General features: G+C 60.8%; 23 protein-coding genes. 12 read left to right on the plus strand and 11 right to left on the minus strand.

What is annotated here, in order from left to right:
- Positions 1-92: 92 nt before the first annotated feature.
- The 6 genes from QD357_RS08940 to QD357_RS08965 all read right to left on the minus strand — a co-directional run bounded on the left by QD357_RS08940 (position 93) and on the right by QD357_RS08965 (position 9,409).
- A complete protein-coding gene (locus QD357_RS08940) occupies positions 93-1,877 on the minus strand; it encodes an IlvD/Edd family dehydratase (RefSeq protein ID WP_107109446.1) in 1,785 nt (594 codons plus the stop codon).
- A gap of 7 nt (positions 1,878-1,884) precedes the next feature.
- Positions 1,885-2,769, minus strand: a complete 885-nt coding sequence (locus QD357_RS08945) for an NAD(P)-dependent oxidoreductase (protein ID WP_107109011.1) — start codon at positions 2,767-2,769, stop codon at positions 1,885-1,887.
- Positions 2,766-3,752, minus strand: a complete 987-nt coding sequence (gene denD / locus QD357_RS08950) for a D-erythronate dehydrogenase (protein WP_107109012.1) — start codon at positions 3,750-3,752, stop codon at positions 2,766-2,768. Before denD ends, QD357_RS08945 begins: the two co-directional genes overlap by 4 nt.
- 254 nt (positions 3,753-4,006) lie before the next feature.
- A complete protein-coding gene (locus QD357_RS08955) occupies positions 4,007-7,207 on the minus strand; it encodes an efflux RND transporter permease subunit (protein ID WP_107109013.1) in 3,201 nt (1,066 codons plus the stop codon).
- Between the two features lie 119 nt (positions 7,208-7,326).
- Positions 7,327-8,517 carry an efflux RND transporter periplasmic adaptor subunit gene (locus tag QD357_RS08960; protein WP_107109014.1) on the minus strand — a complete coding sequence of 397 codons (1,191 nt, stop codon included), beginning with the start codon at positions 8,515-8,517 and terminating at the stop codon, positions 7,327-7,329.
- A gap of 79 nt (positions 8,518-8,596) precedes the next feature.
- Positions 8,597-9,409, minus strand: a complete 813-nt coding sequence (locus QD357_RS08965; RefSeq protein ID WP_107109015.1) for an alpha/beta hydrolase fold domain-containing protein — start codon at positions 9,407-9,409, stop codon at positions 8,597-8,599.
- Positions 9,410-9,644: 235 nt separating this feature from the next.
- Here QD357_RS08965 and QD357_RS08970 point away from each other — a divergent pair, with 235 nt between their 5' ends.
- Positions 9,645-10,556, plus strand: coding sequence for a LysR family transcriptional regulator (locus tag QD357_RS08970; protein ID WP_107109016.1), 912 nt, complete (start codon positions 9,645-9,647; stop codon positions 10,554-10,556).
- Positions 10,557-10,606: 50 nt separating this feature from the next.
- Here the strand turns inward: QD357_RS08970 and QD357_RS08975 are convergent, their stop codons facing one another.
- Positions 10,607-11,065, minus strand: a complete 459-nt coding sequence (locus QD357_RS08975) for a carboxymuconolactone decarboxylase family protein (protein WP_107109017.1) — start codon at positions 11,063-11,065, stop codon at positions 10,607-10,609.
- A 139-nt stretch (positions 11,066-11,204) separates the two neighbouring features.
- On the opposite strand from QD357_RS08975, the gene QD357_RS08980 reads away from it, so the two are divergent.
- From QD357_RS08980 to QD357_RS08995, 4 genes are all read left to right on the plus strand, one after another.
- Complete coding sequence (locus QD357_RS08980) at positions 11,205-12,089, plus strand: sigma-70 family RNA polymerase sigma factor (RefSeq protein WP_107109018.1); 885 nt, start codon at positions 11,205-11,207, stop codon at positions 12,087-12,089.
- A gap of 177 nt (positions 12,090-12,266) precedes the next feature.
- Complete coding sequence (locus tag QD357_RS08985; RefSeq protein WP_107109019.1) at positions 12,267-12,995, plus strand: GntR family transcriptional regulator; 729 nt, start codon at positions 12,267-12,269, stop codon at positions 12,993-12,995.
- A 104-nt stretch (positions 12,996-13,099) separates the two neighbouring features.
- On the plus strand, positions 13,100-14,380 hold the full coding sequence (locus QD357_RS08990; RefSeq protein ID WP_107109447.1) for a cysteine desulfurase-like protein: 1,281 nt from the start codon (positions 13,100-13,102) through the stop codon (positions 14,378-14,380).
- A gap of 68 nt (positions 14,381-14,448) precedes the next feature.
- Positions 14,449-15,219 (plus strand): HpcH/HpaI aldolase family protein, encoded by a 771-nt coding sequence (locus QD357_RS08995; RefSeq protein WP_107109020.1) that lies wholly within the window; start codon positions 14,449-14,451, stop codon positions 15,217-15,219.
- A gap of 11 nt (positions 15,220-15,230) precedes the next feature.
- On the opposite strand, the gene QD357_RS09000 is transcribed toward QD357_RS08995, so the two are convergent.
- Positions 15,231-16,034 carry an anti-sigma factor family protein gene (locus QD357_RS09000; protein ID WP_107109448.1) on the minus strand — a complete coding sequence of 268 codons (804 nt, stop codon included), beginning with the start codon at positions 16,032-16,034 and terminating at the stop codon, positions 15,231-15,233.
- Complete coding sequence (locus tag QD357_RS09005) at positions 16,034-16,729, minus strand: sigma-70 family RNA polymerase sigma factor (RefSeq protein WP_414124144.1); 696 nt, start codon at positions 16,727-16,729, stop codon at positions 16,034-16,036. The genes QD357_RS09000 and QD357_RS09005 overlap by 1 nt, the downstream gene beginning before the upstream one ends.
- Before the next feature lie 437 nt (positions 16,730-17,166).
- On the opposite strand from QD357_RS09005, the gene QD357_RS09010 reads away from it, so the two are divergent.
- From QD357_RS09010 to QD357_RS09035, 6 genes are all read left to right on the plus strand, one after another.
- Positions 17,167-18,144 (plus strand): MBL fold metallo-hydrolase, encoded by a 978-nt coding sequence (locus QD357_RS09010; RefSeq protein WP_107109021.1) that lies wholly within the window; start codon positions 17,167-17,169, stop codon positions 18,142-18,144.
- Between the two features lie 19 nt (positions 18,145-18,163).
- Positions 18,164-18,625, plus strand: a complete 462-nt coding sequence (locus tag QD357_RS09015) for a tetratricopeptide repeat protein (protein WP_107109022.1) — start codon at positions 18,164-18,166, stop codon at positions 18,623-18,625.
- Between the two features lie 62 nt (positions 18,626-18,687).
- Entirely contained in the window at positions 18,688-19,164 is a 477-nt protein-coding gene (locus QD357_RS09020; protein ID WP_107109023.1) for a DoxX family protein, read from the plus strand.
- Positions 19,165-19,373: 209 nt separating this feature from the next.
- Positions 19,374-20,579: a pyridoxal phosphate-dependent aminotransferase gene (locus tag QD357_RS09025; RefSeq protein WP_107109024.1), complete on the plus strand. Its 1,206-nt coding sequence runs from the start codon at positions 19,374-19,376 to the stop codon at positions 20,577-20,579.
- Between the two features lie 77 nt (positions 20,580-20,656).
- Positions 20,657-21,454 (plus strand): ABC transporter substrate-binding protein, encoded by a 798-nt coding sequence (locus tag QD357_RS09030; protein ID WP_107109025.1) that lies wholly within the window; start codon positions 20,657-20,659, stop codon positions 21,452-21,454.
- A gap of 92 nt (positions 21,455-21,546) precedes the next feature.
- The gene (locus QD357_RS09035) at positions 21,547-22,221 is read left to right on the plus strand and encodes an amino acid ABC transporter permease (protein WP_107109026.1); all 675 of its coding nucleotides are present in this window, start codon (positions 21,547-21,549) and stop codon (positions 22,219-22,221) included.
- Positions 22,222-22,330: 109 nt separating this feature from the next.
- Here QD357_RS09035 and QD357_RS09040 read toward each other — a convergent pair whose 3' ends face one another.
- Both QD357_RS09040 and QD357_RS09045 read right to left on the minus strand, forming a co-directional pair.
- Positions 22,331-22,846: a MarR family winged helix-turn-helix transcriptional regulator gene (locus QD357_RS09040; protein ID WP_107109027.1), complete on the minus strand. Its 516-nt coding sequence runs from the start codon at positions 22,844-22,846 to the stop codon at positions 22,331-22,333.
- 98 nt (positions 22,847-22,944) lie between these two features.
- Positions 22,945-24,513, minus strand: coding sequence for a phytoene desaturase family protein (locus tag QD357_RS09045; protein ID WP_107109028.1), 1,569 nt, complete (start codon positions 24,511-24,513; stop codon positions 22,945-22,947).
- Between the two features lie 396 nt (positions 24,514-24,909).
- On the opposite strand from QD357_RS09045, the gene QD357_RS09050 reads away from it, so the two are divergent.
- Positions 24,910-25,692 carry a cyclase family protein gene (locus QD357_RS09050; protein WP_107109029.1) on the plus strand — a complete coding sequence of 261 codons (783 nt, stop codon included), beginning with the start codon at positions 24,910-24,912 and terminating at the stop codon, positions 25,690-25,692.
- Positions 25,693-25,874 lie beyond the last annotated feature (182 nt).

The raw sequence follows: 25,874 nt of genomic DNA on the forward strand, positions 1-25,874 counted from the left end.
GATATCTTCGCATCACTCCCTTTAACGATATTTAATAACCCCTCAATAGGTGCGGGCTTTCGCCCGCAACTCCCGGTGCGATCAATTTGTGGTTAATGATTATGGCGCGGCGGATTGGCCGCGAGGTTGCGGAAATCGGCAGCGCCTTCGAGTACTGCGCCATCGGAAAGCTGCGTGACCGAGCGGCGGTAGATGCGCTGCCAAGGCGTCGCTTCCGGCGGAACTGCCGGAATGCCGTCACCCTTGCGTCGCTCGATTTCCGTCTCGTCCACCAGCATGTCGCAGCGGCCTTGATTGAAATCGATGCGGATGGTGTCGCCGGTCCGCAGCCATGCAAGGCCACCGCCAGCCGCGCTTTCCGGCGAGGCGTTCAGGATCGACGGGCTGTCGGCGGTACCCGATTGGCGGCCGTCACCGATCGTGGGCAGGCTGCTGATGCCACGCTTCAGTAAGGCATCCGGCGGCTGCATGTTGACGACTTCGGCAGAGCCCGGCCAACCGATCGGCCCTGCCCCGCGAATGACGAGGATCGTGTTCTCATCGATACCGAGATCGGCATCGTTGATGCGCCTGTGATAGTCCTCCGATCCGTCGAACACCACCGCCCGGCCTTCGAACACGCCCTCGCGGCCCGGCTCCTGCAGATAGCGGCGGCGGAAATCCTCCGAAACGACACTCATCTTCATGATGGCGAAATCAAAGAGATTGCCCTTCAACACCAGGAAGCCGGCCCGCTCCTTCAGCGGCTCGGCGAAAGGACGGATAACCTCGCGGTCTGTCGCCTCCCTGTCCTTCAGGTTCTCCGCCATCGTCTTGCCGGTAACCGTCGGACAGTCGCCATCGAGCTTGCTGGCCTGCAACAGCTCCCACATGACGGCCGGCACGCCGCCGGCGCGATGGAAGCGCTCGCCGAGATAGGCTCCCGCCGGCTGTACATTGGCGAGCAGCGGAATGTCGAAACCATGAACCTGCCAATCATCCGGATGCAGCTCGACCCCGGCATGCTTGGCCATGGCCGCCAGATGTGGTTGCGCATTGGTGGAGCCGCCGATCGCCGAATTGACCTTGATGGCATTCAAGAATGCTGCACGGGTCAGGACATCCGATGGCTTGATATCTTCCAGCACCAGTTCGACGGCGCGCCGCCCGGTGCGATAGGCCATCTGCCCGCGTTCGCGATAGGCGCCGGGAATGGCGGCACAGCCGGTGAGCGACATGCCGAGCGCCTCCGCCATGGCGTTCATGGTCGAGGCCGTGCCCATGGTGTTGCAATGGCCGATCGAAGGCGCCGAGGCGAGCGACGCCTCCATAAAGCCCTCTTCGTCGATTTCGCCAGCCGCCAGCTTGCGGCGCGAGCGCCAGATCACCGTACCGGAACCGGCCAGCTCGCCATCGTGCCAGCCATCGAGCATGGGACCACCGGAAAGGACGATCGCCGGGATATTGACCGTGGAGGCCGCCATCAGCGCCGACGGCGTGGTCTTGTCACAGCCCGTCGTCAACACGACGCCGTCGAGAGGATAGCCGTAGAGAACCTCGACAAGGCCGAGATAAGCGAGATTGCGGTCGAGTGCCGCCGTCGGGCGTTTGCAATTCTCAAAGATCGGATGGGTCGGGAATTCGATCGGAATGCCGCCGGCATCGCGAATGCCGTCGCGGACGCGCTTGGCGAGATCGAGGTGATGGCGGTTGCAAGGCGTCAAGTCGCTGCCGCTCTGGGCGATGCCGATGATCGGCTTGCCGGAGCGCAGCTCTTCCGGCGTGATACCGTAATTCATGAAGCGCTCAAGATAGAGCGCGGTCATGTCGATATGATCGGGATTGTCGAACCAGTCCTGCGAACGCAGACGACGCTTGGGTATGCCGTTGTCGGTCATGTCTTCCTCAGGTCTTTCCTCGGGCATTCTTTTCTTCCAGATGCGCCAGCAAGCCGCTGTGGTCGCTTTCGCCGCCACCCTGCTCCACGAATTCGGCAAACTCTGCCCGGACCGCTTCGGTCAGCGGCAGATGAAGCGACAGGCTTTTGGCAGCGGCAAGAACCGCGTCGAGATCTTTCAATTGGTTGCGCGACGTCCCGCCAGGTACGAAATTGCGCTCGATCATGCGCTGGCCGTGCAGCTCCAGAATCCGGCTTTCGGCAAAGCCGCCACGAATGGCGGCGCGAAACGCCTCGCGCGAACCGCCGCCGGCTTCGACAAGCAGCATGGCTTCCGCAATCGCGCCGATGGTGACCGCAACGATCTGCTGGTTGCCGAGCTTGGCAAGCTGGCCGGCGCCGCTCGGTCCCACATGCGTGACGCGGCCGAGCGGGGCCATGATGTCGCGGACGCTATCGATGACTTCCGCATCGCCGCCCGCCATGATCGCCAGCGTCCCGGCTGCTGCGCCGACCACGCCGCCGGAGACGGGGGCATCGATATGATGAACGCCGCGCTCGGCAAGCTTTGCCGCATTCTCACGAGCGAATGGCGGCGAAATGGAGCTATTGTCGACCACGACGGCGCCGGGCTCCAACGCTTCAGCGACACCGCTTCCGAACAGAACCTCACTAACCGCACCGGCATTGGTCAGCATGGTGAACAATATGGTGGCACCCTTGGCCGCCTCTGCCGCCGTCGCGGCGACGGTCGCTCCATCCGCCACCAATGCGTCAGCTTTGCTCCGATCGCGGTTCCAGACGGTGACGGCAAAGCCGGCCCCAAGCAACCGCCTCGCCATGGGGGCTCCCATCAGTCCGGTTCCGAGAAAAGCAATCTTCCGATCGGTCATACAATGCGTCCTTCCAATTCGTCTTCAATATGGACCTGAATGATCTCGTCGAAAGAGCTCTCGGCCACAAAACCCAATTCCCTCGCCCGCGTCGCCGTAAAGCCCTGGGCCCAGCCGGAAACGATACGCATCACCAGTTCGTCCGGTTCGCGGCGGATCAACTTTACCGTCTTCTCGCCGGCAATGCGACGGAGAGCCTCGATCTGCTCGCCAACCGTGGCGCTGACGCCCGGCATGGAGAGATTTCGATCCGCACCAACTGGCGCAAGATCGATCGTCGCGCCATGAACGAGAAATCCGACCGCCGAACGAGGCGAAGCATGCCAATGCCGCAGGTCCTCCGGCACCGGTAGCACGGCTTCCATGCCGATCAGCGGCTCCCGCAATATGCTGGAGAAGAACCCGGAAGCCGCTCGATTCGGCTTGCCGGGACGAATGCAGATGGTCGGCAGGCGAATGCCGATGCCGTCGAAAATACCGCGCCGCGTATAATCGGCCAGCAGCAGTTCGCTCATCGCCTTCTGCGTGCCGTAGCTGGTGAGAGGCGTCAGATGGAAATCGTCGGGGATAGGCGTCGGAAAGGGCGAGCCGAAAACTGCGCAGGAAGAGGTAAAGACGATACGTGGACGATAGCCATCCTCGGCATGGGCGGCACGGATCGCCTCGAAGAGTTGCCGCGTGCCATCGAGATTGATGCGATACCCCTTGTCGAAGTCGAGTTCGGCCTCGCCGGAGACGATCGCCGCGAGATGGAAAATCACATCTGGCCGGCGAGCCACGATCTTCTCCGCCGCTCCCGGCGCAGACAGATCCCGGGCGCGAGCCTTCACCTTGCCTGTAAAACCCTGAGGCAGAGGAGGCTCGATGACATCGACCAATGTCAGCCTGCTGATCTCCCGGCCGCCGAGACCGCCATCGGCGATCAACCGTTCCGTCAGTTTTCGGCCGATCATGCCGGCTGCTCCGATGATGGCGATGTGCATGGAATCCTCCTTCACGAATGACGACTAACGGGCGTTCCTCCGGCCCGATGTACGTCAATCATTTGCCTAACCGTTAGATAGACCCATGGCGTCAGCATGCAAACGAAATTGGCAGGCACGAGGTAAAATCTTCGAAAAACAGATTGGCCGAAATGGAAAATATCAAGGCCAAGGTGAGATAAAAAGAAGGGCGAGACCTTGCGGTCCCGCCCCTGAAGTATCGGGCACTGGGGGTAACACCCGACACGGCGTTTTTATTCGGCGGCGATCGGGAGAACCTCTGCCGAATGGGTGTTGTTGTCGTTGTGATGATGCTGCTTCAGCGGACGGTTGCCCGTCAGCCTGCGGATCAGCACGTAGAACACCGGCGTCATGAAGATGCCGAAGAACGTTACGCCGATCATGCCCGAGAACACAGCGACACCCATGGCGGCGCGCATCTCGGCACCGGCGCCGGTCGAAGTGACCAAGGGCACGACACCCATGATGAAGGCCATGGATGTCATCAGGATCGGGCGCAGACGCAGACGGCTGGCTTCGACGGCGGCCTGAACCGGTGTACGGCCTTCGAATTCCAGCTCGCGGGCGAATTCCACGATCAGGATCGCGTTCTTCGCCGACAGGCCGACGAGCACCACCAGGCCGATCTGAGTGAAGATGTTGTTGTCTCCACCCGTGAGCCAGACGCCGGTCAGCGCCGCCAATACGCCCATCGGTACGATCATGATGATGGCGAGCGGCAAGGTCAGGCTCTCGTATTGGGCGGCCAGCACGAGGAAGACCAGCAGCAGCGCCAGCGGGAAAACAACGACGCTGGAATTGCCGGCCAGAATCTGCTGGTAGGTCAAGTCCGTCCATTCGAAGTCTATGCCGGGCGGCAACGTCTCATGCAGAATCTTCTCGATCGCCGCCTGTGCCTGGCCCGACGAGTAGCCAGGCGCCGGACCGCCATTGATATCGGCCGCAAGGAAGCCGTTATAGCGGTTCGTGCGTTCCGGACCGGTGGTGGCGTCCACCTTCAGCAGGGCTGAAAGCGGGATCATCTGGCCCGATGCCGCACGAACCTTCAACTGGCCAATATCTTCCGGTTGAGCGCGGAACTTGGCATCGGCCTGCACGCGGACGCTGTAGGTGCGGCCGAAGGCGTTGAAGTCGTTCACGTAGAGCGAACCGAGGTAGATCTGCAGCGTCTGGAAGACGTCCGTGACGGAGACCCCGAGTTGTTCGGCCTTGGCACGGTCGAGATCGGCAAAGAGCTGCGGCACGTTGATCTGGAAGCTCGAGAAGATGCCGGTGAGTTCCGGCGTCTGGTAGGCCTTGGCGATCACTGCCTTGGCCGCCTGGTCGAGCGCCTGGTTACCGAGGCCGGCGCGATCCTCGATCTGCAGCTTGAAGCCACCTGTCGTGCCGAGGCCGTTGACCGGCGGCGGCGGGAACATGGCGATGAAGGCATCCTGGATGGCGCCGAACTTCTGGTTCAGCGCCATGGCGATCGCCCCGCCCGAAAGGTCCGGCGTCTTGCGCTCGTCGAAGTCCTTCAGCGTCACGAAAACAATGCCGGCATTCGAGGAATTAGTGAAGCCGTTGATCGACAGGCCCGGGAAGGCGATCGCATTGGCCACGCCCGGCTGGGCGAGCGCAATATCGGTCATGCGCTTGATCACGTCCTCCGTGCGGTCAAGGCTCGCAGCATCCGGTAGCTGTGCAAAGCCGATCAGATACTGCTTGTCCTGCGACGGCACGAAACCGCCGGGAACTGTGGTGAACAGGCTGTAGGTCGCCCCCACCAGCGCGAGATAGAGCACCATGACGATGCTCTTGCGCGACACCAGGCCGCCGACGCCCTTGCCGTAGTACTTCGAACCGGCCCCGAACGCCCGGTTGAAGCCACGGAAGAACCAGCCGAAGATCGCGTCCATGAACCGCGTCAACCAATCCTTCGGCGCGTGATGGCCCTTCAGAAGCAGGGATGCCAGTGCCGGAGACAGGGTGAGCGAGTTGAAGGCAGAGATGACGGTCGAGATGGCGATCGTCAGTGCGAACTGGCGGTAGAACTGGCCGGACAGGCCGGAGATGAAGGCGAGCGGCACGAAGACCGCGACGAGGACCAGCGCGATCGCAACGATCGGACCGGAGACTTCCTTCATGGCCTTGTAGGTGGCGTCTCGCGGACTGAGCCCACTCTCGATATTGCGTTCGACGTTCTCGACCACCACGATCGCGTCGTCCACGACGATACCGATCGCCAGCACCAGGCCGAACAGACTGAGCGCGTTGATCGAGAAGCCGAAGACATACATCACCGCAAAGGTACCGATGATCGACACGGGAACGGCGATCAGCGGGATGATCGAGGCGCGCCATGTCTGCAGGAACAGGATGACGACGAGGACGACGAGCGCGATGGCTTCGAGCAGCGTGTCGATCACCTTCTCGATCGAGGCGCGGACGAATTTCGTCGTGTCGTAGACGATCTCGTACTTGACACCCGCCGGCATGGCCTGCTGCAGCTCGTTCATGGTCGAGCGCACGTTGTTAGCGATCTCGATCGCGTTCGAACCGGGTGCCTGGAGAACCGCGACGGCGACGGCCGGCTTGCCGTCGAGCAGCGAACGCAGCGTATAATCTTCCGCACCGAGCTCGACGCGGGCGACGTCGCGAAGGCGGGTGATCTCGCCGTTGGCGCCCGTCTTGACGATGATGTTGCCGAACTCCTCGGGTGTGCGCAGGCGGCCCTGCGCATTGACGTTGAGCTGCAGATCCACGCCCGGCCGGCTGGGTGAGGCACCGATGATGCCGGCCGCAGCCTGGACGTTCTGGGAGCCGATCGCATTGCTGATGTCGCTGGCGGCAAGATTATGCTCGGCCGCCTTCTGCGGATCGATCCACACGCGCATGGAATAGTCGCCGGCGCCGAAGACCTGCACCTGCCCGACACCTTCGATGCGGGCGAGCCGATCCTTGACGTTCAGGGTCGCATAGTTTCGCAGATAGGTGATGTCGTGGTCGGCCCCGTCCGAGACGAGGTTGACGACCATGATGAAGTCGGGCGAGCTCTTGACGGTCGTGATGCCGAGGGCACGGACCTCCGTGGGCAGGCGCGGCTCGGCCTGCGAAACGCGGTTTTGCACGAGCTGCTGCGCCTTATCCGGATCTGTGCCGAGCTTGAAGGTGACCGTCACGTTGAGAACGCCGTCGGACGTTGCCTGGCTGGACATATAGAGCATGCCCTCGACGCCGTTGATCTGCTCTTCGAGCGGCGTCGCCACCGTTTCGGCGATGACGGTCGGGTTGGCGCCGGGATAGGTGGCGCGCACGACAATTGACGGCGGCACGACCTCTGGATATTCGGAGATCGGCAGCGCTCTGAGGCCGATCAGGCCGGCGACCACGATGAGGACCGAAAGAACACCGGCAAAGACCGGGCGGTCAACAAAGAATCTGGAGATGTTCATATCAAAGCCCCCTCCGGGGTGAAAACGGGTGCAAAAACCCTGTCCGGCGATTTGGAAGCCGCCGGCGGATCATGCGATTTCGGATATCGGCCTTCTGCCCACGGGCAGAAGGCGAAGTCTTATTGAGCGGTCGCGACCTTCTCAGCCATCTGCGGTGCCACGACTGCACCGGGACGGATGCGCTGCAGCCCGTTGACAACGATCTTTTCGCCGACTTTCAGGCCGTTCTCGATCACTCGCTGCCCGTCGACCAGCGACCCGAGTTGGACCTGCCGGTAATTGACCTTGTTGTCACCATCAACGACGAAGACGAACTTCTTGTCCTGATCGGTGCCGACTGCGCGGTCGTTGATGACGATCCTGTTTTCAGCTTTCGGCTGACCCATGCGAACACGCACGAACTGACCCGGGATCAGACGGCCGCCGGGATTGTCGAAGACCGCGCGCACCGCGATCGTGCCGCTGGCTGCATCCACCTCGTTGTCGATGAGCTGCAGCTTGCCGGTGATCGGCGTGCCATTGTCGTTAGAGGTGCCAATCTGCACGGGGATCTGCTCGACCGGCGGAGCCGCTCCGTCAGTGACCGGGAGCTGTGAAAGCGCCTGAGTTACCGTCTGTTCGCTGGCGTTGAAGCTGGCGTAGATCGGATCGACCGAAACCAGCGTCGTCAGGGCCGGCGAAGCGGAACCGGCGGCCACGAGGTTGCCGACAGTCACCTCGATCTTGCCGACGCGACCGGCGATCGGAGCTCGAACCTGCGTATAGTCGAGGTTCAACTGTGCCGTCTGCAGGGCGGCTTGTGCCGCCTTCAGATTGGCTTCGGCCCCGGCGTAATTGCTGGCGCGCGTGTCCATGTCGCTCTGCGAGATCGTCTTGTTGTCGGAGAGCTTCTGGCCGCGGTCGACCTCGACCTTGGCGAGATCCAGCTTGGCCTTGGCCGCTGCAACTTCCGCCTGCGCCTGGGCGACGGCCGCCTCATAAGGTGCCTGATCGATCGTCACGAGCAGGTCGCCCTGCTTGACCAATGCGCCTTCGCGGAAGTGCACCGACTCGATGGCGCCGGCCACACGCGGACGGACTTCCACACGGTCGATAGCTTCGAGCCGGCCGGAAAACTCCTGCCAGGTCGTGATGTCATGCGCCTCGACGGCAGCGACGGTGACGGGGATCGCCGGCTTCGCAGCCGGGGCCGCCGTCTCGGTCGCTTGAGCGCCGCGGGGCATATCCAGATAGAAGGCTGCGCCTGCAACGGCCGCAGCAACACTCATGCCGGCGCCCCATAGGGCCCAGCGCTTACCGTTGGACTTCATGTTAGTCTCTCCTGTTGATCCCGGCTTGGGGCACGGGATCGAAAATTCCTAGCGTCTCGACATCATCAGACTTGGTCGATCAAGCCTGCACATCCTCGACAAAGTTCCGGAAACAACAGCAGACATCCTGCTGCCATGACGGCTTATCCTTAGACTGCCCGCCGTAGATGGTGGGCCAGCCTGTCCCGGCGGGAAGGACTTGCTGGCGAACACGGACGCCGGCCCCTTTCAGGCGGCTGCCGTATTCCATGCCCTCGTCGCGGAGCGGGTCGTCCTCGGCCGTGAGCACCAATGCCGGCGCGAGGCCCGAAAGCCGCGAACAGTATCGAGGCGCTGCATAGGGGTGACAGACACCGCCCAGGAAACCCAGGTAACGGTTCCAACCCTCCGTCCAACGCTCGCGCATGCCGCTTTCCTCCGCCTGGAGGAAAGATTTCGATCCCATGAAAGGATCAAGCAGAGGCGAAATCAGCACCTGTCCGTCCAGCGAACCTGGCATCTGATCGCGCGCTTTTAGAGCCACGCCCGCTGCAACGTTGCCACCCGATTCCTCACCGGCGACAAAGAGCAGCGATTTTTTCGCCCCGCCCAACGCAAGCATATTCCGCTTGTTGCCGAGATAGGCGAGAATCCCGTAGGCGCTTTCCAGAACCTGCGGAAAGGCATTCTGATTGCCGCTGGTGTAATCGGCAGCAACCACGATCGCACCGGCTTCCGCAAGACTTGCGGCCACCGGCCGGTCAATAGCATGCTCGGTATCGATAAAGGCGCCACCATGCAGATAAAGCACGATGGGTGCCGCCTTCTTCAGACCTTCACCGTTGTAGACCCGTGCTGCAACCGGCCCCGTGGGCACGTTTTCCAGCATCACATCTTTCCACGGCGCACTCATGGGCCCACATCCTTATCTATTCGATTGAACATGATCTCTTCCAAAAGCCGTTTCACACGCTTCAGAATCATGTTCCGGATTGCGCGGCCCCAAGCGCCCCATGCCGCGTTGCAACATTCACATCTACAACATATTGTTATTCCGTTCTGAGAATAAGTAGCCTATATTCGATCAGACTATTCACCAGAACAAACAATCGACCGTTTTCTCCGCTGTGGTCGAAAGGCGTCTCAAAATGGACCAGCTATCAGCAATGCGGGCATTCGCACGCGTGGTGGAGACGGGCAATTTCACCCGCGCCGCCACCACCCTCTCCATGCCAAAGGCGACGGTGACGACGCTCATTCAGTCGCTTGAGGCGCACTTGCACACCAAGCTTCTGAACCGCACGACCCGTCGTGTCATGGTAACGACAGACGGCGCGCTCTACTATGAGCGTGCCATTCAGATCCTCTCCGAAATCGAGGAACTGGACGGCAGCATCAGCAACTCGCAAAGCCTGCCAAGCGGGCGCCTGCGCGTCGAGATGGCCGGCGCCTTTGCCGACACCATCGTCATGCCGGCAATTTGCGATTTTCACCAACGTTATCCGGACATCCGTGTCGACCTCGGAGTCGGCGACCGGCTGGTGGATTATCTGGCGGAGAATGTCGATTGCGCCCTGCGCGCCGGCATGCCGAGCGATCAGTCCCTGATTGCCCGGCGCGTGGGAGAAGTGCATCTCGTTACCTGCGCCGCTCCTCGCTATATCGAAAAATTCGGCATGCCCGAACGGCCGGAAGAGCTGGAAAGTAGCCACTATGCCATCAGCTATTTTCGCGCCCAGACCGGGCGGACGATCCCGTTCGAATTCCACCGCGGCAATGAATCGCTGGAAATCAACCCGCGCTATATCCTCTCGGTCAACGACAGCCGCAGCTACGTCAACGCTGCCTTGACCGGCCTTGGCGTCGCCCAGACGCCGATGTTCATGGTCCGTGATGCGCTTGCCAAGGGCGATCTCGTCTCCGTCCTCCCCGGCTGGACCCGCCCGCCCCTGCCACTGCACATCGTCTATCCGCCGAACCGGCATCTCAGCAACAAGGTGCGCGTTTTCGTCGACTGGCTGGCAAAATTGCTGGCGACATCGCGGCTCGGAGCCGCTTAGTTCCCTTCTCCCCGGCGGGGAGAAGGTGATGCTGCCGTGATCCCACACCATCAGCTCCAGGAGGCTCCCGCCGGATGCCGGACCGTCGCGTTCAGCCGATTCCAGACATTGTCCACGGCAACCGAGATGATCAAAGCGGACAGCGCCTTTTCGTCATAGTATTTGACCGCCTCATTCCAGATTTCATCGCTGACCGCGTCCGGCCGGTCGGCAAGGCGGGTCATTGCTTCGCCGAGCGCAAGCGCTGCGCGTTCGGCATCGGTGAAATAGGGCATTTCGCGCCAGGCCGAGACGCCGACGATCCGCTCGATCTTTTCGCCCTCCTTCTGCAGCTTGCGGAAGCCCATATCGGTGCAGACGCTACAGCCATTGATCTGGCTGACGCGCAGATGTGCGAGATCCATGGTGTTTTCGGACACGCCACGATCCCTAATCGAGGCGCTGACTGCCAAGAGGGCTTGCAGGGTTTCCGGCAGGATGACGGCGGGGTTCTTCATGCGGGCTTGCATCATTCTCTCCTTGAGCTGTTTTCAGGTGAGCCCAACAGGGGGCCGATCTTGACGACACGGCCCGATGCCGATCCTTTGTCACATCGGCTGGGTTTCGTTCGTCATAGGCATGACGGAGCACGCATAAGGAATGTGACCGATGGACGAAAAGAAGTGGCAGGCAGAAAAATTCGAGGCCAATCGGCCGCATTTGCGCGCGGTCGCCTACCGCATGCTCGGCTCACGCGCGGAGGCCGAGGATGCGGTACAGGAGGCTTGGCTGCGGCTCAGCCGTGCTGACATCTCTGAGGTCGAAAACCTGAGCGGTTGGCTGACGACGGTCACCGCCCGCATCTGTCTCGATTGGTTGCGCTCCCGTAAATCCCGGCGCGAGGAGCCGCTGACCATCCATGTCCCCGAACCGGTCGTCAGCCATGAAGCCGGCACAGGTACCGACCCGGAACAGGACGCGCTGCTCGCCGATTCGGTCGGCCTGGCGCTGTTGGTGGTGCTGGAAAAGCTGACCCCGGCCGAGCGGCTGGCCTTTGTGCTGCATGACATGTTCGACATGCCCTTCGATGACATCGCTCCGATCGTTGGACGCACGACGATTGCCACGCGTCAGCTCGCCAGCCGCGCCCGCCGCCGGGTGCAGGGAGCGCCGGTCGCAGCGGAAGTCGATCTGACCCGTCAACGGCATGTGGTCGATGCATTTCTGACGGCGTCGCGCGGCGGTGATATGAATGCACTTCTTGCCGCTCTCGATCCAGACGTCGTCTTCCGTGCCGATGCCGTGGCAACGCGCATGGGCTCGCTGCCGGAAATCCGGGGCCGGACGGCGGTGGCCGAAACCTTCCGCGGCCGTGCTCAGGGCGCTCTGCCAGCAGTCATCAACGGCACCGTCGGCGCCATCGTCGTCTTCGGTGGACAATTGCGCATCGCCCTCCGTTTTACCGTCGCCGACGATGGCCGGATTGTCGGCATCGACGCGATGGCCGATCCCGAGCAATTGCGCAAGCTCGATGTGTTGGTGATCGATCGGTGAAGATGTCACCGCATCTGCGTCGGGCTCGTACCCGTCAGGCGGGCGCAGACCAGGCGGCTTGGGAGACGGAGGAAGTCTGACGGTCCGGTCGTCGCGTCGAAACACTTTCCATGCAGCCCACCTTCGTTCTACCATGACAGAGGCGACTGGAGTCGCCCGAGCAAGAAGGAAACGAGCGTGCGCATAGCCTTGGAACCGGTGTCTTCGAGAACGACCATCCAGGAGGGCGTTTATCAGCAGTTGCGCAACGCGCTGATGGCCGGCAATTTCGATCCGGGCCAGACATTGACCATCGCCTCGCTCGCCGAAACATTCGGCACCAGCAACATGCCCGTGCGCGAAGCCTTGCGCAGGCTTGCGGCGGAAAATGCGCTGGAGGTGGCGGCGAACGGCTCTGCACGTATACCGATCGTGACGCTTGCCCGCCTCGACGATCTCTGCCGCGCCCGCATTGCTGTCGAAGGATTGGCCGCCGAGCTTGGCATTCCCAGGCTGACCGCCACCGACATCGCAACGTTGGAACGCATCGCCGCCGAACAGCACGCCATTGGCCGCAGCAGCAATGTCTATGAACTCATGGCGAGGAACCAGCAGTTCCATTTCACCATCTATCGCGCCTCCGGCTCGGAAGTGCTGTTGCAACTGATCGAAACGCTGTGGCTGCGTTTCGGTCCCTATATGCGCATGTTGTCGGCCTCCGTCGAACCGCTGATGCGCAGCGGCGAGATCGATCCTGCCGGCTCGCATTTCCCGATCATAGAAGCGCTGAAGGCCGGCGATTTCGCCCGCGCCCGCGATGGCGTCGTCGCCGACATCCGCCGCACGCATGAGATCCTGCGCGACTATTGCCCCGCAACGGAAGACGAACCCCGCGCCAAAGGTCCCGCCTCAGCCCTGCGGAGATGAAGCCGGTTCGACACCGGGTCAGGAATTTAGTTGAACCCTCAAATATTTTGTGATCAAATGATCATAACATGATTTTGAAACCCTTTCCCTGCAGCGAGATCCTCATGAGCGCTTCTCCTTCCCCGTCGAAATTTTCAGGCCATAACAGCTTTCCGGTCGATGAAGTCCGCGCCATGTTTCCGGCTATTCAGAAGGCCGGCGATTTCGTGTTTCTCGACAATGCCGGCGGTTCGCAGGTGCCGCAGGCGGTGGTCGACGCGGTCGCCAATCATCTGATCGACTACAACGTCCAGCGCATGGCGAAATATCAGCACAGCCAGGGCGTCGACCGCAATCTGGCCGAAGCGCGCGAGAGCGTCGCCATGCTGGTCAACGCTTATCGTCCCGAAGAAATCTCCTTCGGCCAAAACGCCACATCCTTCATCCGTCTGGTAAGCCTCGGCATCGCTAAACTGCTCGGCGAGCGCAACGAGATCGTCATTACCGATATGGACCACGACGCCAACATCGCCACCTGGCTGGCGCTGCAGGCAGACGGCGCCAAGATCGTCTGGTGGCGCATGCGCGAAGACGGCACGCTGCATACCGAGGACCTGAAGCCGCTGCTGAACGACAAGACCCGCCTCGTCGCCTGCACCGTGACCGCCCACTCCATCGGCACGATCGTCGATGTCGCGACCGTTGGGAAGCTGGCGCATGCGGCCGGCGCCGAAGTCTTCCTCGATTGCGTCCACTACGGCCCGCACGGCCTGATGGATGTGCAAGCCTGGAATTGCGACTATCTCGTCTGCTCTGGCTATAAGAATTTCTCGCCGCACATGGGCTTCCTCTGGGGCCGCTTCGACGCACTGGTCAAGCTGCCGACTTTCAAGGAAGACTTCATCCCGGACGTGCCTCCCTACAAGATCGAGGTCGGCACCTTCACCTATGAAAACGTCGCCGGCATGAATGCCGCCGTCAAATATCTCGAAGCCCTCGGCCTTCGCTTTCTGCCGGCCGGTCAACACAGCCGCCGCGAGGCGCTTGCCGCCGCCATGGGCGCAATCCGTGAATATGAGCTGATGCTGTCGCGCGAGATGATCGCCGTTTTGAAGCGCCACGGCGCCGTCATCTACGGCATTTCCGACGACGCCCGCCTCGAACAGCGCGTGCCGACTATCTGCTTCAACATTCCGGGCATCACGCCGCAGCAATTCGCCGCTGAGATGGGTGAAGCCGGCATCGGGCTGCGCGACGGCCACATGTTCGCCCCGCGCTTGATGAAGCGCCTCGGCCTCTCCATGGAAACCGGCGCGATCCGCGTATCTCTGGTGCACTACAACAAGGTCGAAGAAATCGCCCGCTTCGAAAAAGTGCTGACCGAGGTCATCGCGCGGCATAAATAGGCGCTTCGCAGATATCTGGTTTGAGGTTATCCCTCTTCGCAGAGATCGTTGAGAGAGCGAAGAAACCCATGGGCCATTTCCGCAAGAGCTGCCTCGAGAAAAGCCTGCTCATCGGCACCTTCGCCGCTATTCCGCATCCCGTCGCCATCGAGGTTACGGCGTCATCCGGCGTCGATTTCCTCTGCATCGATTGGGAACATTCGCAGATCGGCCGCGAACGCATCGAGAATCTGATCCGCGCCGCCGACGTCCACCGTGTTCCCGCCATGGTCCGCGTTCCGGGCCATGCACCGGAGTCCATCGCCTCGGCGCTGGATGCGGGCGCGGCCGGCGTACTAGTGCCGCGCGTGTCTACGGCGGCGCAGGCAAGAGCTGCCGTGCTGGCGACGCGGTATCCGCCGATCGGCGAGCGGGGCGTCGGCCCTGGACGGGCAGCAGCCTACGGCTATCGCATTCCGGATTATCTGGCCAAAGCCAATGCCGAACTCGTGCTTGCCATCCAGGTCGAGACGGCGGAAGGGCTTGCCAATATCGCGGAGATCGCCGCGGTCGACGGCGTCGACGTCATCTTCATCGGCCCCGGCGACCTCTCCGTCTCGATCGACGCCATGGGGCCAGCCGGCAAAGCCAAGCTCGACGCAGCCATCGAAACCATTGCGACAACCGCGCTCGCTGCCGGCCGCATAGTCGGCATCTTCCGGCCATCGCCGGACGATATCGGCGCCTGGTCGACAGCCGGCATCAGTTTCTTCTTGCTGGCGAGCGACACCATGTTTTTAGGCGCAGGCCTCGCCGCCGGAGTTGCCCAAGCGCGTCGGCAAGGCACACCGAAACAATAGGACCACCGCGCCTAAAGACCTGCCGCGCGTGAAAAATTATCGCGGAAAGCGGCAAGGTCGGGCGGGCTGACATCCGAAACCGCCCAGAAGACCAGCCCACCGCCGGACCATTCGACGAGATTATAGCCATCATGCATCGTCTCGCTCCGCTCGACCTTTGCCCCCGGCCAGACGAAGAGATTGATGACGTGGCCATGGCGGCGATAGACGAGCGCGGCAACGACCCGGCCGTTGATGTAGTCCACCCGGCCGCCGATCAGCGGAAAACCGTCGGCTGCAAGATCGACCACCGGCGGCGAGAAATCGATCTTGCCGTTGAACCATGGCTTGACCGTATGCTGATCGGATGTCTGCACATCGACCAAATGGTTGGCGAGCATCGAGCGCACATGACTCGCGAGCAGTTCGTTCTGGATAGGCGCGTTCACCTGCGGATTGCCAAGCACAAGCATGAGGGTGGCGGCTAGGGCAGCCATCGACGGCATGAAGCTCCATTGTCCAAACAATTGCAGGCCGCGCCACCATGCATTTTCGCGGCGCCGTGTCCCCGGAGCCTGCGCTTGGCGCCGGGCTTCCTCAAGAGAAATGGCCGTCATGATACGTGCACGAACCTCATCGGGCGCTTTCCATTTGACACCGTCCCGGCCGACGACCCGCTTCATGTCTTTGAGCCCTTCCAAGGCGGCGGTGCATTGCGGGCATGTCGCAAGATGCTGTTCGAATTGTATCGTGTGAACCGCATCGAGTTCGTCATCCACGTAACAATGAAGGATCGTTTCCCATTCCGGGCAGCTTTCCGGGGTTTTCTCGCTCATCATGCGGCCCCGCCTTTCTCGCCCGATTGCCATGCCTCACAGAATTCACGCCTCGCCCTGGCAAGCCGCGACATCACGGTTCCGATCGGCACATCGGTGATATCGGCGATCTGGCGGTAGGACAGATTTTCCAGCTCCCGAAGCACCAGCACTTCCCGCGACAGGTCCACAAGAGAGTTGATGACCTGCCGGACCCGCTGCGACTCCGACTTGCGGATCAAGGCTGCCTCGGGCGCGTCCTCTTCGGAGGCAACGTCATGCGCGCCGCCGTATGGCCAGTCTTCGTCCTTCGCATCGTCCGCCGTCATTGGCGTCTCGAAACGAGCCTTTCGCCGGCCCTCGCTCAGCCAGACGTAGTAGCAGTTCCGGACGATGGCAAACATCCAAGCGCGGGGTTCACCGCCCCGATAGCCCTCGAAATTGCGATAGGCACGCAGGAACGCTTCCTGCACGATATCCTGCGCCGCATCGGCATCACGGCTCAGAAACCGCGCGAAATTATAGGCGGCATCCAGGTGCGGGACGACCGTATTCTGAAACCGCAACATCAGATCGCGCGATGCCGGCGAAAGACTTCCGACATTTTCGTGATGCATCGATTGCAGCATCGGACCAACGGCATCGATCGCGACAGCCGAGCGTGGCTTTGCGAATGACACTAAGGATTGGCAGATAGAAGCGATAGCAGCCCGCATCCGGGTCATGGGGCGGCTCAACGCAGAAACGAAAACCGGCGGAGGCCGGTCGTCGAATGCGAAGAAGGCGAAATGGATATCCGTCGTCATGATCCCTGCATTGCTCCAGCGTCGGTTTCGGTCAGCTTAGGCCCAGATGCAAATATTGCTCTTCATTCTCCAGATCGTTTCAGACGGCATTTTATTCTCACCGCCCGCAAATATTTTTCGTTGGCGGCAATGCCGCACAGCAGCACGTCCCTCACATGCCCTACTGTGCACCCGCTCACACAACCGCGCCAGCAGAATTAGGCTAGGTATATCAAAAACTTATCAGAAAGATGCGACGAACCGAGAATAATCCGCCGACAGCGGCGATCTCCTTCGACAGCGGAGGCATTGATTGATCCCTGTCCTCCGCTTCGCGTGGCGATGCCACTCAAAGAGGAGACAAGACAATGTTCAACATGACGCGCCGCACTGTTCTCAGCTCGGCCGCGGCAGCAGCCGCTTTCGGCCTGTCGGCGAAGCTGGAATTCCTCCCGTCGCTGGCCAAGGCCGCAACACCGCTTGAACCGGAAGTCGGTTTCTATCGCTATAAGGTCGGGGATGTCGAAGTCACCGCCATTTATGACGGCATCTGGCGCAAGCCGCATGATCCCGCCTTCATCAAGAACGCCTCCGTCGAGGATACCAAGCAGGCGCTGGCCGCCGCCGGCCAAACCACCGAATTCATGCCCATTCCGCTCACCGTCGTCGTCCTGAAGATCGGCGACCGGCTGATCATGATGGATGCGGGCTCAGGCGTCGGCCAATGGCAGGCCAATGCCACCCATCTGCCCGCCAACATGGCCGCCGCCGGCATCGACTACAAGAACATCGACACGGTGATCATCTCGCATTTCCATCCCGATCATGTCTGGGGCCTGATGGAAAAAGGCACGAATGAACCGGTTTTTGCCCATGCCGAGCTCATCACAAACGCCGACGAATTCAATTGGTGGACGGCGCCCGACCGGGTCGACAAGCTCGCCGCGGGCCGCAAGGACGCTGGAAAACGCATCGGCGCCGTCTTTCCAAAATGGAATAACTGGAAACTGGTCGGCGATGGCGCGGAAGTAGCTCCCGGCGTTCACCTCGTCGCCGCACCCGGCCATACGCCCGGCCATTCCACCTTCCTTGTCGCTTCGGGCAAGGAACAGCTACTCGTCTCCGCCGACATCATGTACGTGCCGGCGCTGCTCGCTCCTCATCCGGATTGGGAGGGGAGCTACGATCAGGACGGGCCGGCGGCCGTGGTCACGCGCCGCAAGCTGGTCGATCGCATCATCGCCGACAACATCAAAATCTGCGGCTCGCACTTCCCCTTCCCGGGCTCCGGCACCTTCGTGAAGGACGGCAATGCCTATGGTTTCACCCCGACAACACAGGCCTGAAAGCTCAAGGAGACCTATCATGATCAAATACGCAATCTTTGGCGCCGCCAGCCTTTGCGCCGCCATCATCCTTCCCGCAGCCGTCGCGCTCCCGGCTTTTGCCGTCGACAACATGGAAACCACGGATGCGCCAGACCTGACCTCCGTTCGCGCCAAGATCAACGCGAAGGACTACACCGGAGCATTGGCCGAACTCCGCGGCCTGGCGGAGGATCATCAGCAGGCCGATGTCTATAATCTTCTGGGCTTCACGCTCCGAAAGACCGGCGATTTCCAGACCTCGCTGACCTACTACACCAAGGCCCTGGAACTGCAGCCCGATCATAAGGGCGCACGCGAATATCTCGGCGAACTCTATGTCGAGACCGGCAACATGGACAAAGCAAAGGAACAACTGGCGACGCTAAAGCAACTTTGCCCCAGCGGCTGCGAGGAATTGGAGGACCTGCAAAAGGCGATCGACACCAAGACTGTCAACTAATCCGAGAAAGCAGTGCCTGCGAAGCGGAACGATGCCTCGCAGGCACATTTGGAGGTGATGAGATGGACTATTTGGAAAATGCAAATGTCGTGCATCCAATGGACATAACACTTCTGGCCGGTCGGCTCTTGCTCGCCTGGATATTCCTGCATGAGGGCGTGGCGCTGGCGCTCAATTTCGACGCCGCTGTCATCGCCATGGCGAAGCTTGGTGTTTCCGAGTTGCTGGTGGTTGCTGTGATTGCGTTGCAGCTTGCGGCGGGTCTTTCGATAGCCCTCGGTCTGTTGACCCGCCTCGGCGCCTTGTCGCTCGGGCTCTTCTGCCTGTCGACGGCGTTGATGTTCCACAACGATTTCGCCAACCACAACGAAATCCTGCATTTCGAAAAGGACTTGGCGATCGCCGGCGGCATGTTCGTTCTGGTGACAGCAGGTGCTGGGGCACTGTCCGTGGATCGCTTCCTCGAACGCCGCATCATGGCCTTGAGCGACAAGTCCGGCAAACCGCTGCGCCGCGCGGTCGAGAGAGGCATTCTGTGAATGCCTCAGACATATCCACCCGCGTGAAATTCCTGTCGAAAACAGCCTATCACGCGCTGTTTTCGACATTTTCGTCGATTTTTTAAGCTTAAAACTTTTTCCTTGAAATACGTCTCATTTTGGATAACCATCCCATAATGAAGGGCAATCCGAGCACTGTCATTCGCGGCGGAACGACCCTTTGACATCAGGATTTCAGGAAAAGTTCCTTGTCTCTTCCATCACAGAGCTTGTCAGAGACGACACGCAGCCGAAACGCCTTCGAGGGCATTCGCGCCCAGATCCGTGACCTGCGCACCGACAATATCGCTGTGCTTGCCAAGCGTGCTCGCGAGCTTGGCGGCGTCATTCCGCTATGGTTCGGCGAAGGCGACCTGGTAACACCGGCCTTCATTCGCGACGCCGCCAAGAAGGCGCTCGACGATGGCCAGACCTTCTATGTGCCGAACATGCGCGGCCTACCGACGCTGAACGAAGCTCTTTCCGACTATCAGACCCAATGGCACGGTCGCCCGATCCCCATCGAGCGCACCACCGTCGCCCCCGGAGGCATGCAGGCGCTCTACATGGCGCTGGAATTGCTGGTCGATGTCGGCACCAATGTCGTCTATGTCGCGCCGCAATGGCCCAACATCCACAACGCCATCCATCTGATCGGCGGCGAGCCGCGCCCCGTGTCGCTCGATTTCGATACCGATTGGCGGCTCGATCTCGACAAGCTCTTCGCTCGCTGCGATGCCCGCACCCGCGCCATCTTCCTGTCGACCCCTGCCAATCCGACCGGGTGGACCGCTACACGCGAGGAGATGCAGGCGCTGCTCGATTTCAGCCGCCGCACCGGCATCTGGATCATTTCAGACGAAGTCTATGCCCGCCTCTATTTCGACGGAGAAATTGCACCCTCGATCCTCCAGGTAGCCGAAGATGGCGATCGGGTGATTGCCGTCAACAGTTTCTCCAAGGCCTGGGCGATGACCGGCTGGCGCGTCGGCTGGCTGACGCACCCTTCTGATATTGCCGACCAACTCGGCGCCATGACGCAATACGTAAACAGCGGCACATCGGCGATGACCCAGGCGGGTGCTGCCGCGGCGATACGCGAAGGCGAGCCGCTGGTTGCCGAAATCCGGGCCAGAATCAAAGCCGGCCTCGATCTCGCCTATGAGAAGCTGCCGCAGATACCTGGGATCATCCTGCCGGAAAAACCGCGCGGCGGCATGTATGCTTTCTTCGCGCTAGAGGGCGAAGCCGATGCGACCGCAGTCTGCGAGCGTATTCTGGAAACAGCACGCGTTGGCCTGGCACCCGGCTATCATTTCGGGGAATCGTCACGCGCATTCCTGCGGATGTGCACATTCCGCGATACCGGGCAGATGCGAATTGCACTCGATCGTATGGTCGACGCGATGAAATGACGGTCCCCCACATTGGCGGACCGGCAATACCCGCGGGCAGATGGCGCCGGCGGTCATAACCAGAGGGAGACAACCAAATGAATTTTACCCGTCGTAATCTACTGGTCCTGGCGACCGTCGTCGGCATGGCCGGCGGAAGCCACTTTGCCTATGCCGCCGATGTGCTGAATGTCGGCTCCTACCCGAACAACCCGCCCTTCGAATACAAGACCGACAGCGGTACCTTCGAAGGCTTCGAGGTCGATATCGTCAACGAAGCCGCCAAGCGCGCCGGCATGACGACCAATATCGCCGACTACGGCTTCCAGGCCCTGTTTGCCGCCACCAGCTCCAAGCGCATCGATGTGGCGATCTCCTCGATCACCATCACGCCGGAACGTCTGAAATCGCAGTCCTTCACGCAGCCCTACTACGACTCCGATATGGGCATCGCCACCAAGGGCGGCAGCGCAATCAAGGGTCTCGCCGATCTCAAGGGCAAGACCATCGGCGTCCTTTCCGGCTCGACCGGCGAGAAGTGGGTCAACGACAACAAGGCTGCTAACGGCTTCGCCGACGTCAAAGGCTACAACTCGCAGCAGGATATGTTCCTCGATCTCGGCGCCGGCCGCATCGATGCAGTCGTCAGCGACATTCCCGGCATGCAATATCTCTTCGTCAAGACCAAGGGCTTTGCGATCAAGGACCGCATCAAGACCGGCGAACAGTATGGCCTGATGATGACCAAGGACTCGCCGCTCGTCGCCAAGATCAACGACGCCATCACGGCAATGAAGAAAGACGGCACGTTGGAAAAGATCCACGAAAAGTGGTTCGGCAGCAAAGCACCCGCAGGCTCCTCCACTGTCACCGAAATGCCTATCCCCAAGGCGTGATCAAAAGATCAATTCTCTCGATCTCTACGCCGGCCCCTTCGGCCGGCGTAATTGTGCTAACCTTCATTCTGTTCCGCCTCATGGGAGTGCCAATGTCGCTCGTCGATACTTTCTTCAATTCCGACGTCATGATTTCGGCCTTCCCCCAATTGCTGCGCGGTCTCTGGATGACGCTGGCGCTTGGCGTGGTCAGCATCGTCATCGGCGTTTTGGGCGGCCTCGTCGTCAGCCTGATCCGGCTCTATGCGCCGAAGCCGTTCCGGCTGCTAATGGTCGCCTATATCGACATCATGCGCGCCATGCCGATGCTGGTCGTGCTGATCCTGATCTATTACGCCCTACCCTTTATCGGTATCAGCTTCTCGGCCTGGTGGTCCGCGATCCTGGGCTTCTCAATCGTTCTAGCTGCCTATTCGGCGGAAGTCTTCCGCTCGGGCATCGAAAGCGTGCCTCGCGGCCAGTTCGAGGCGGCTGCTGCCCTCGGCATTCCATTCTTGGTGACGCTCTATAAGGTCGTGCTGCCGCAGGCGATCCGCATCGTCATTCCGCCGACCACCAGCAACTGCGTCTCGATGTTCAAGGATACGTCGCTCGCCTCGACCGTGGCTCTGCCGGAGCTTCTGAAAGAAGGACAGAACGCGCAGGGCTTTTATGCCAACCCTTCGCCGCTGATCATGGCCGCGCTGATCTATATCATCCTGCTCTGGCCGATGGTGCGGCTCGTGAGCGTGCTCGAAAAGAGGTTCAAGAGCGAGAAGGCGCACTAAGCAAGTCCAGGAAAGCCCGCAGCAGTTTTCCGTCCGGAAGTCCCAGAGAACAAACAGATAGAGCGGTGCTGAGATTCCGTGAAAAGCTGTACCGCTCCAAACGCAGCCATCAGTCGAAGGCGGCGCCCGACAGGTGATTGTTCACGGACGATTTCACCCCGCCAATATCCTTCCAGAGTTCAACGATGATGGCGGGATCGACGTCGGCCATCATGTCTCGCAGCCACCCCTCATGAGCGGCGGCCATGACCGTGAACAGCTCCTCGCCCTTCTTCGTCAGCTTGGCGACAGTTACGCGCCGGTCGCCGTCAGGCGTCTCGCGCAGCACCAGGCCGTCCGTTTCCAGCCGTTCGACCAATCCCGTCACGTTGCCGTTGGTGACCATCGTGCGTTTGGAAAGTTCGCCCAGCCGCAGACCGTCTCGCTCGCGATAAAGCTGCGCCATCAGGTCGAATTGCGGCAGTGTCGCGCCGAATTCGTTGCGAAGCCGGCGGCGGATTTCCTGCGATATCAGCTTTGTGGTCGACAGCATGCGCAGCCAAAGCCGCAGTTCCTGTTTCTTGCCTTCCTGCGTGCCCTGGACGATGATTTCCAGATCGACGGTTCCACTTTCGGACTCTGCCATGATGTCAGCTCAAATCATCGCGTTGCAATTTCATATATGAACGGTCTACGGAGCAATATTTCAAATGTCAAAGGTTTACGCACCAAGCTCGAAGACCGTTACTTCGCCAGCATTTTCCCTAGCATGAAGCCTGAGCCAGCCCCCGTGCCCGCACCCGGCCAGGTCGACGCGCCGCACATATAGAGCGAGCCGATCGGCGTCTTGTAGCGCGAATAACCGGCGAGCGGGCGAAACAGAAAATTCTGATCGAGATGGTGGCTACCGGAAAGATTGTCGCCGCCGATCAGATTGGGATTTTCACGCTCGAGATCGACGGGTGAAAACACCGACCGGCCCAAAATCTTGCCGCGCAGGCCGGGCGCATAACGCTCGATGACGTCAAGCACGCGCTCGGCATAGGCATCCTTCACCTCATCCCAATTCTGCCCATTGATCTCGCCTGCTGCGTCGCGACTGAACTCGGCCGGCAGGACACGCACCTGTATCCAGAGCACATGCTGTCCATCTGGTGCCCGTGACGGATCGAACGCCGTTGGCTGACCCACCACCAATGCCGGCTCGGCCGGCAAAAGCCCACCCATCGCCTCGGCATAGACACGCGACATCATCTCCATATCCGGTGCAATGTGGACATAGGCGAATGTCTTGAGCTCCTGGCCACCAGTCCAATCCGGCAGGCCGGAGAGCGCCAGATGGATCATCATCGTGCCAGGGCCGGCGCGAAAACGGGTAAGCCTGCGGTCGAACTCTCGACGTGAGGCATCCTGATCGAGAAGCTTTCCGAACAATATCTGCGGATGAATATTGGCGATGACAGCGCGCTTGGCCTCGTAGCGGCGCCCGTCTGCGAGCACAACACCGGTCGCCTTGCCGCCGGTGGTGACGATCTTGTCGACGCGTGTGCCAAGCATCAGCTCGCCGCCTTTGGCTTTGAGCGTGCCGACCATCGCCTTGATGATCGTATCGGCACCTCCCTTGCCGATCACCATGCCAAAGGCCTGGTTGGCCATAGATTCAAGATAAGGAAACAGTGCGCCGCCGGCGATATCCGGTGCGAAATCGAGATGTAATCCCCAGGCAGCCATCATCGTCTTGAGTTTGGCATTCTGGAACCGCGCATCGAGAAAATCGCGCGGCGAGGCAAACAACATTCGTGCGGTCTCATAAAGCCAGCCGGCCCCTTTTTCTCGCCATGCCTTCCAAAGGACCCGTGCCGCCGCCGCTGACGGCATCGGCGCACCGAGCAGGCCGAAAATATGCGGCGCATCTGAACCGAATTCCGACAGCATGGCCCGCCAGGCAGCCGCATCCTCTGGCGAAATATCGGCGATCGCGCCCGTGGTCTTTTCGAGATCGGTGCTGACGCCGAGATAGGTGCCATCGCGGAAGACGCTGGCAAAACAATCGGCTGCCGGCACGAAGCCGAGACCCGCGGCGGTCAACTCATTCTTGTACTGCGCAAAAAAGGCGGAGCCGGCGAACATCGAGAGGTTCATGGCGCAGAGGTCGTGCCGAAAACCCGGCAGCGTTACTTCGCGGGTTTTCACCGCTCCGCCCGGCTCGGCATTGCCCTCGATGACGGCCACCTTCCAGCCCTTCGCCGCCAGATGCACCGCCGCCGCCAGGCCATTATGACCCGCACCCACAATGATCGCATCATAGCTCATCGATCACCCTCTCATATCGTGATTATTATCATCATATGCATACATTTTGAGCTTTAAGCTTCAAGTACCTATCATGGAAAATCGCGCACCGACGACCACAACCGAATGTCGTCCGCGTGGGAAAATAACGTATAAATGGCCTTTATTTTCAGGTAGCTGCCTGGGTTGCAAAACACACGCAACCGACGCCATTTTTGGTCCTTTTGGCACCGGCAGAATGCTTGCAATATCATATATTGTAACATAGGCTCGCCTCATCCGGTCGCCGCTGGACGGCTTTGCGATTTCAGGAATCGCGTCCGCACACCCGGCGATAATGGCTTTCGGGCTTGGCCCTTAACGAGGACCCCTCTGGGGTTTTCAAACAAGGCCAGGCCACACAAAGGGGAACGCACTATGACCACCAACACTCTTGCCAGCTTAGCCACGGCCCTCGTTTCGGGCTCCATCAAGGTCGTCGATCTGACCGCGCCGCTTGGGCCCGAAACGCCGGTGCTCTATCTGCCGCCCCAGTTCGGCAAGAACACGCCCTCGGTCAAGGTGCACACGATTTCACAATATAATGAGGACGGTCCGTTCTGGGCCTGGAACTGGCTCGAACTCGGCGAGCACACCGGCACGCATTTCGACGCGCCCTGTCACTGGATCACCGGCAAGGACAACCCAAACAATACGACCGATACCATTCCGCCGCAGAATTTCGTCGCTCCGGTGAATGTCATCGACCGCTCGAAGGAAGCTGCCGCCAATCCGGACTATCTGCTGACGATCGACAGCATCAAGGAATGGGAAGCCGAACACGGCGTGATCGAACCCGGCACCTGGGTGCTTCTGCGCACCGACTGGTACAAGCGCAACGGCTCGACCGAAGCCTTCCTCAATGCCGACGAAAACGGCCCGCATTCGCCGGGTCCGACCGCCGAGGCGATCGAATATCTGCTGACGAAGGGCATTATCGGTTGGGGTTCGGAGACAATCGGCACCGACGCCGGTTCCGCCGGCGGCATGAACCCGCCCTTCCCGGCCCACAATCTGATGCACAAGAACAACCGCTACGGCCTCGCCAGCCTCTCCAACCTCGATCAGCTTCCAGCCAAGGGCGCCGTGCTGATCGCCGCGCCACTGAAGTTCGTCAAGGGCACGGGCTCTCCAGTGCGCGCGCTGGCGCTGGTGGCATGATATGGCGGCTCACTACCTTTTCCCCGCAGGGGAGAAGGTGCCCGATAGGGCGGATGAGGGGGACGAGAAGCGATAGTTCCCCGCGCCTTGAGCGACGAGCGAAAGGCAATTCTTCCGGCAACGCCCCCTCAACCCGCGTTGCGCGCGACCTTCTCCCCGCTGGGAAGAAGGTGGGGGATATC

This window comes from Rhizobium sp. BR 317 (assembly GCF_047445835.1).
Lineage (GTDB): Bacteria > Pseudomonadota > Alphaproteobacteria > Rhizobiales > Rhizobiaceae > Rhizobium > Rhizobium paranaense.

Bases quoted from the DNA above. Each gene is read 5' to 3' on its own strand.
- QD357_RS08940 (WP_107109446.1), bottom strand. From the start codon at position 1,877: ATGACCGACAACGGCATACCCAAGCGTCGTCTGCGTTCGCAGGACTGG.
- QD357_RS08945 (WP_107109011.1), bottom strand. From the start codon at position 2,769: ATGACCGATCGGAAGATTGCTTTTCTCGGAACCGGACTGATGGGAGCC.
- denD (WP_107109012.1), bottom strand. From the start codon at position 3,752: ATGCACATCGCCATCATCGGAGCAGCCGGCATGATCGGCCGAAAACTG.
- QD357_RS08955 (WP_107109013.1), bottom strand. From the start codon at position 7,207: ATGAACATCTCCAGATTCTTTGTTGACCGCCCGGTCTTTGCCGGTGTT.
- QD357_RS08960 (WP_107109014.1), bottom strand. From the start codon at position 8,517: ATGAAGTCCAACGGTAAGCGCTGGGCCCTATGGGGCGCCGGCATGAGT.
- QD357_RS08965 (WP_107109015.1), bottom strand. From the start codon at position 9,409: ATGAGTGCGCCGTGGAAAGATGTGATGCTGGAAAACGTGCCCACGGGG.
- QD357_RS08970 (WP_107109016.1), top strand. From the start codon at position 9,645: ATGGACCAGCTATCAGCAATGCGGGCATTCGCACGCGTGGTGGAGACG.
- QD357_RS08975 (WP_107109017.1), bottom strand. From the start codon at position 11,065: ATGCAAGCCCGCATGAAGAACCCCGCCGTCATCCTGCCGGAAACCCTG.
- QD357_RS08980 (WP_107109018.1), top strand. From the start codon at position 11,205: ATGGACGAAAAGAAGTGGCAGGCAGAAAAATTCGAGGCCAATCGGCCG.
- QD357_RS08990 (WP_107109447.1), top strand. From the start codon at position 13,100: ATGAGCGCTTCTCCTTCCCCGTCGAAATTTTCAGGCCATAACAGCTTT.
- QD357_RS08995 (WP_107109020.1), top strand. From the start codon at position 14,449: ATGGGCCATTTCCGCAAGAGCTGCCTCGAGAAAAGCCTGCTCATCGGC.
- QD357_RS09000 (WP_107109448.1), bottom strand. From the start codon at position 16,034: ATGAGCGAGAAAACCCCGGAAAGCTGCCCGGAATGGGAAACGATCCTT.
- QD357_RS09005 (WP_414124144.1), bottom strand. From the start codon at position 16,729: ATGCGGGCTGCTATCGCTTCTATCTGCCAATCCTTAGTGTCATTCGCA.
- QD357_RS09010 (WP_107109021.1), top strand. From the start codon at position 17,167: ATGTTCAACATGACGCGCCGCACTGTTCTCAGCTCGGCCGCGGCAGCA.
- QD357_RS09015 (WP_107109022.1), top strand. From the start codon at position 18,164: ATGATCAAATACGCAATCTTTGGCGCCGCCAGCCTTTGCGCCGCCATC.
- QD357_RS09020 (WP_107109023.1), top strand. From the start codon at position 18,688: ATGGACTATTTGGAAAATGCAAATGTCGTGCATCCAATGGACATAACA.
- QD357_RS09030 (WP_107109025.1), top strand. From the start codon at position 20,657: ATGAATTTTACCCGTCGTAATCTACTGGTCCTGGCGACCGTCGTCGGC.
- QD357_RS09035 (WP_107109026.1), top strand. From the start codon at position 21,547: ATGTCGCTCGTCGATACTTTCTTCAATTCCGACGTCATGATTTCGGCC.
- QD357_RS09040 (WP_107109027.1), bottom strand. From the start codon at position 22,846: ATGGCAGAGTCCGAAAGTGGAACCGTCGATCTGGAAATCATCGTCCAG.
- QD357_RS09045 (WP_107109028.1), bottom strand. From the start codon at position 24,513: ATGAGCTATGATGCGATCATTGTGGGTGCGGGTCATAATGGCCTGGCG.
- QD357_RS09050 (WP_107109029.1), top strand. From the start codon at position 24,910: ATGACCACCAACACTCTTGCCAGCTTAGCCACGGCCCTCGTTTCGGGC.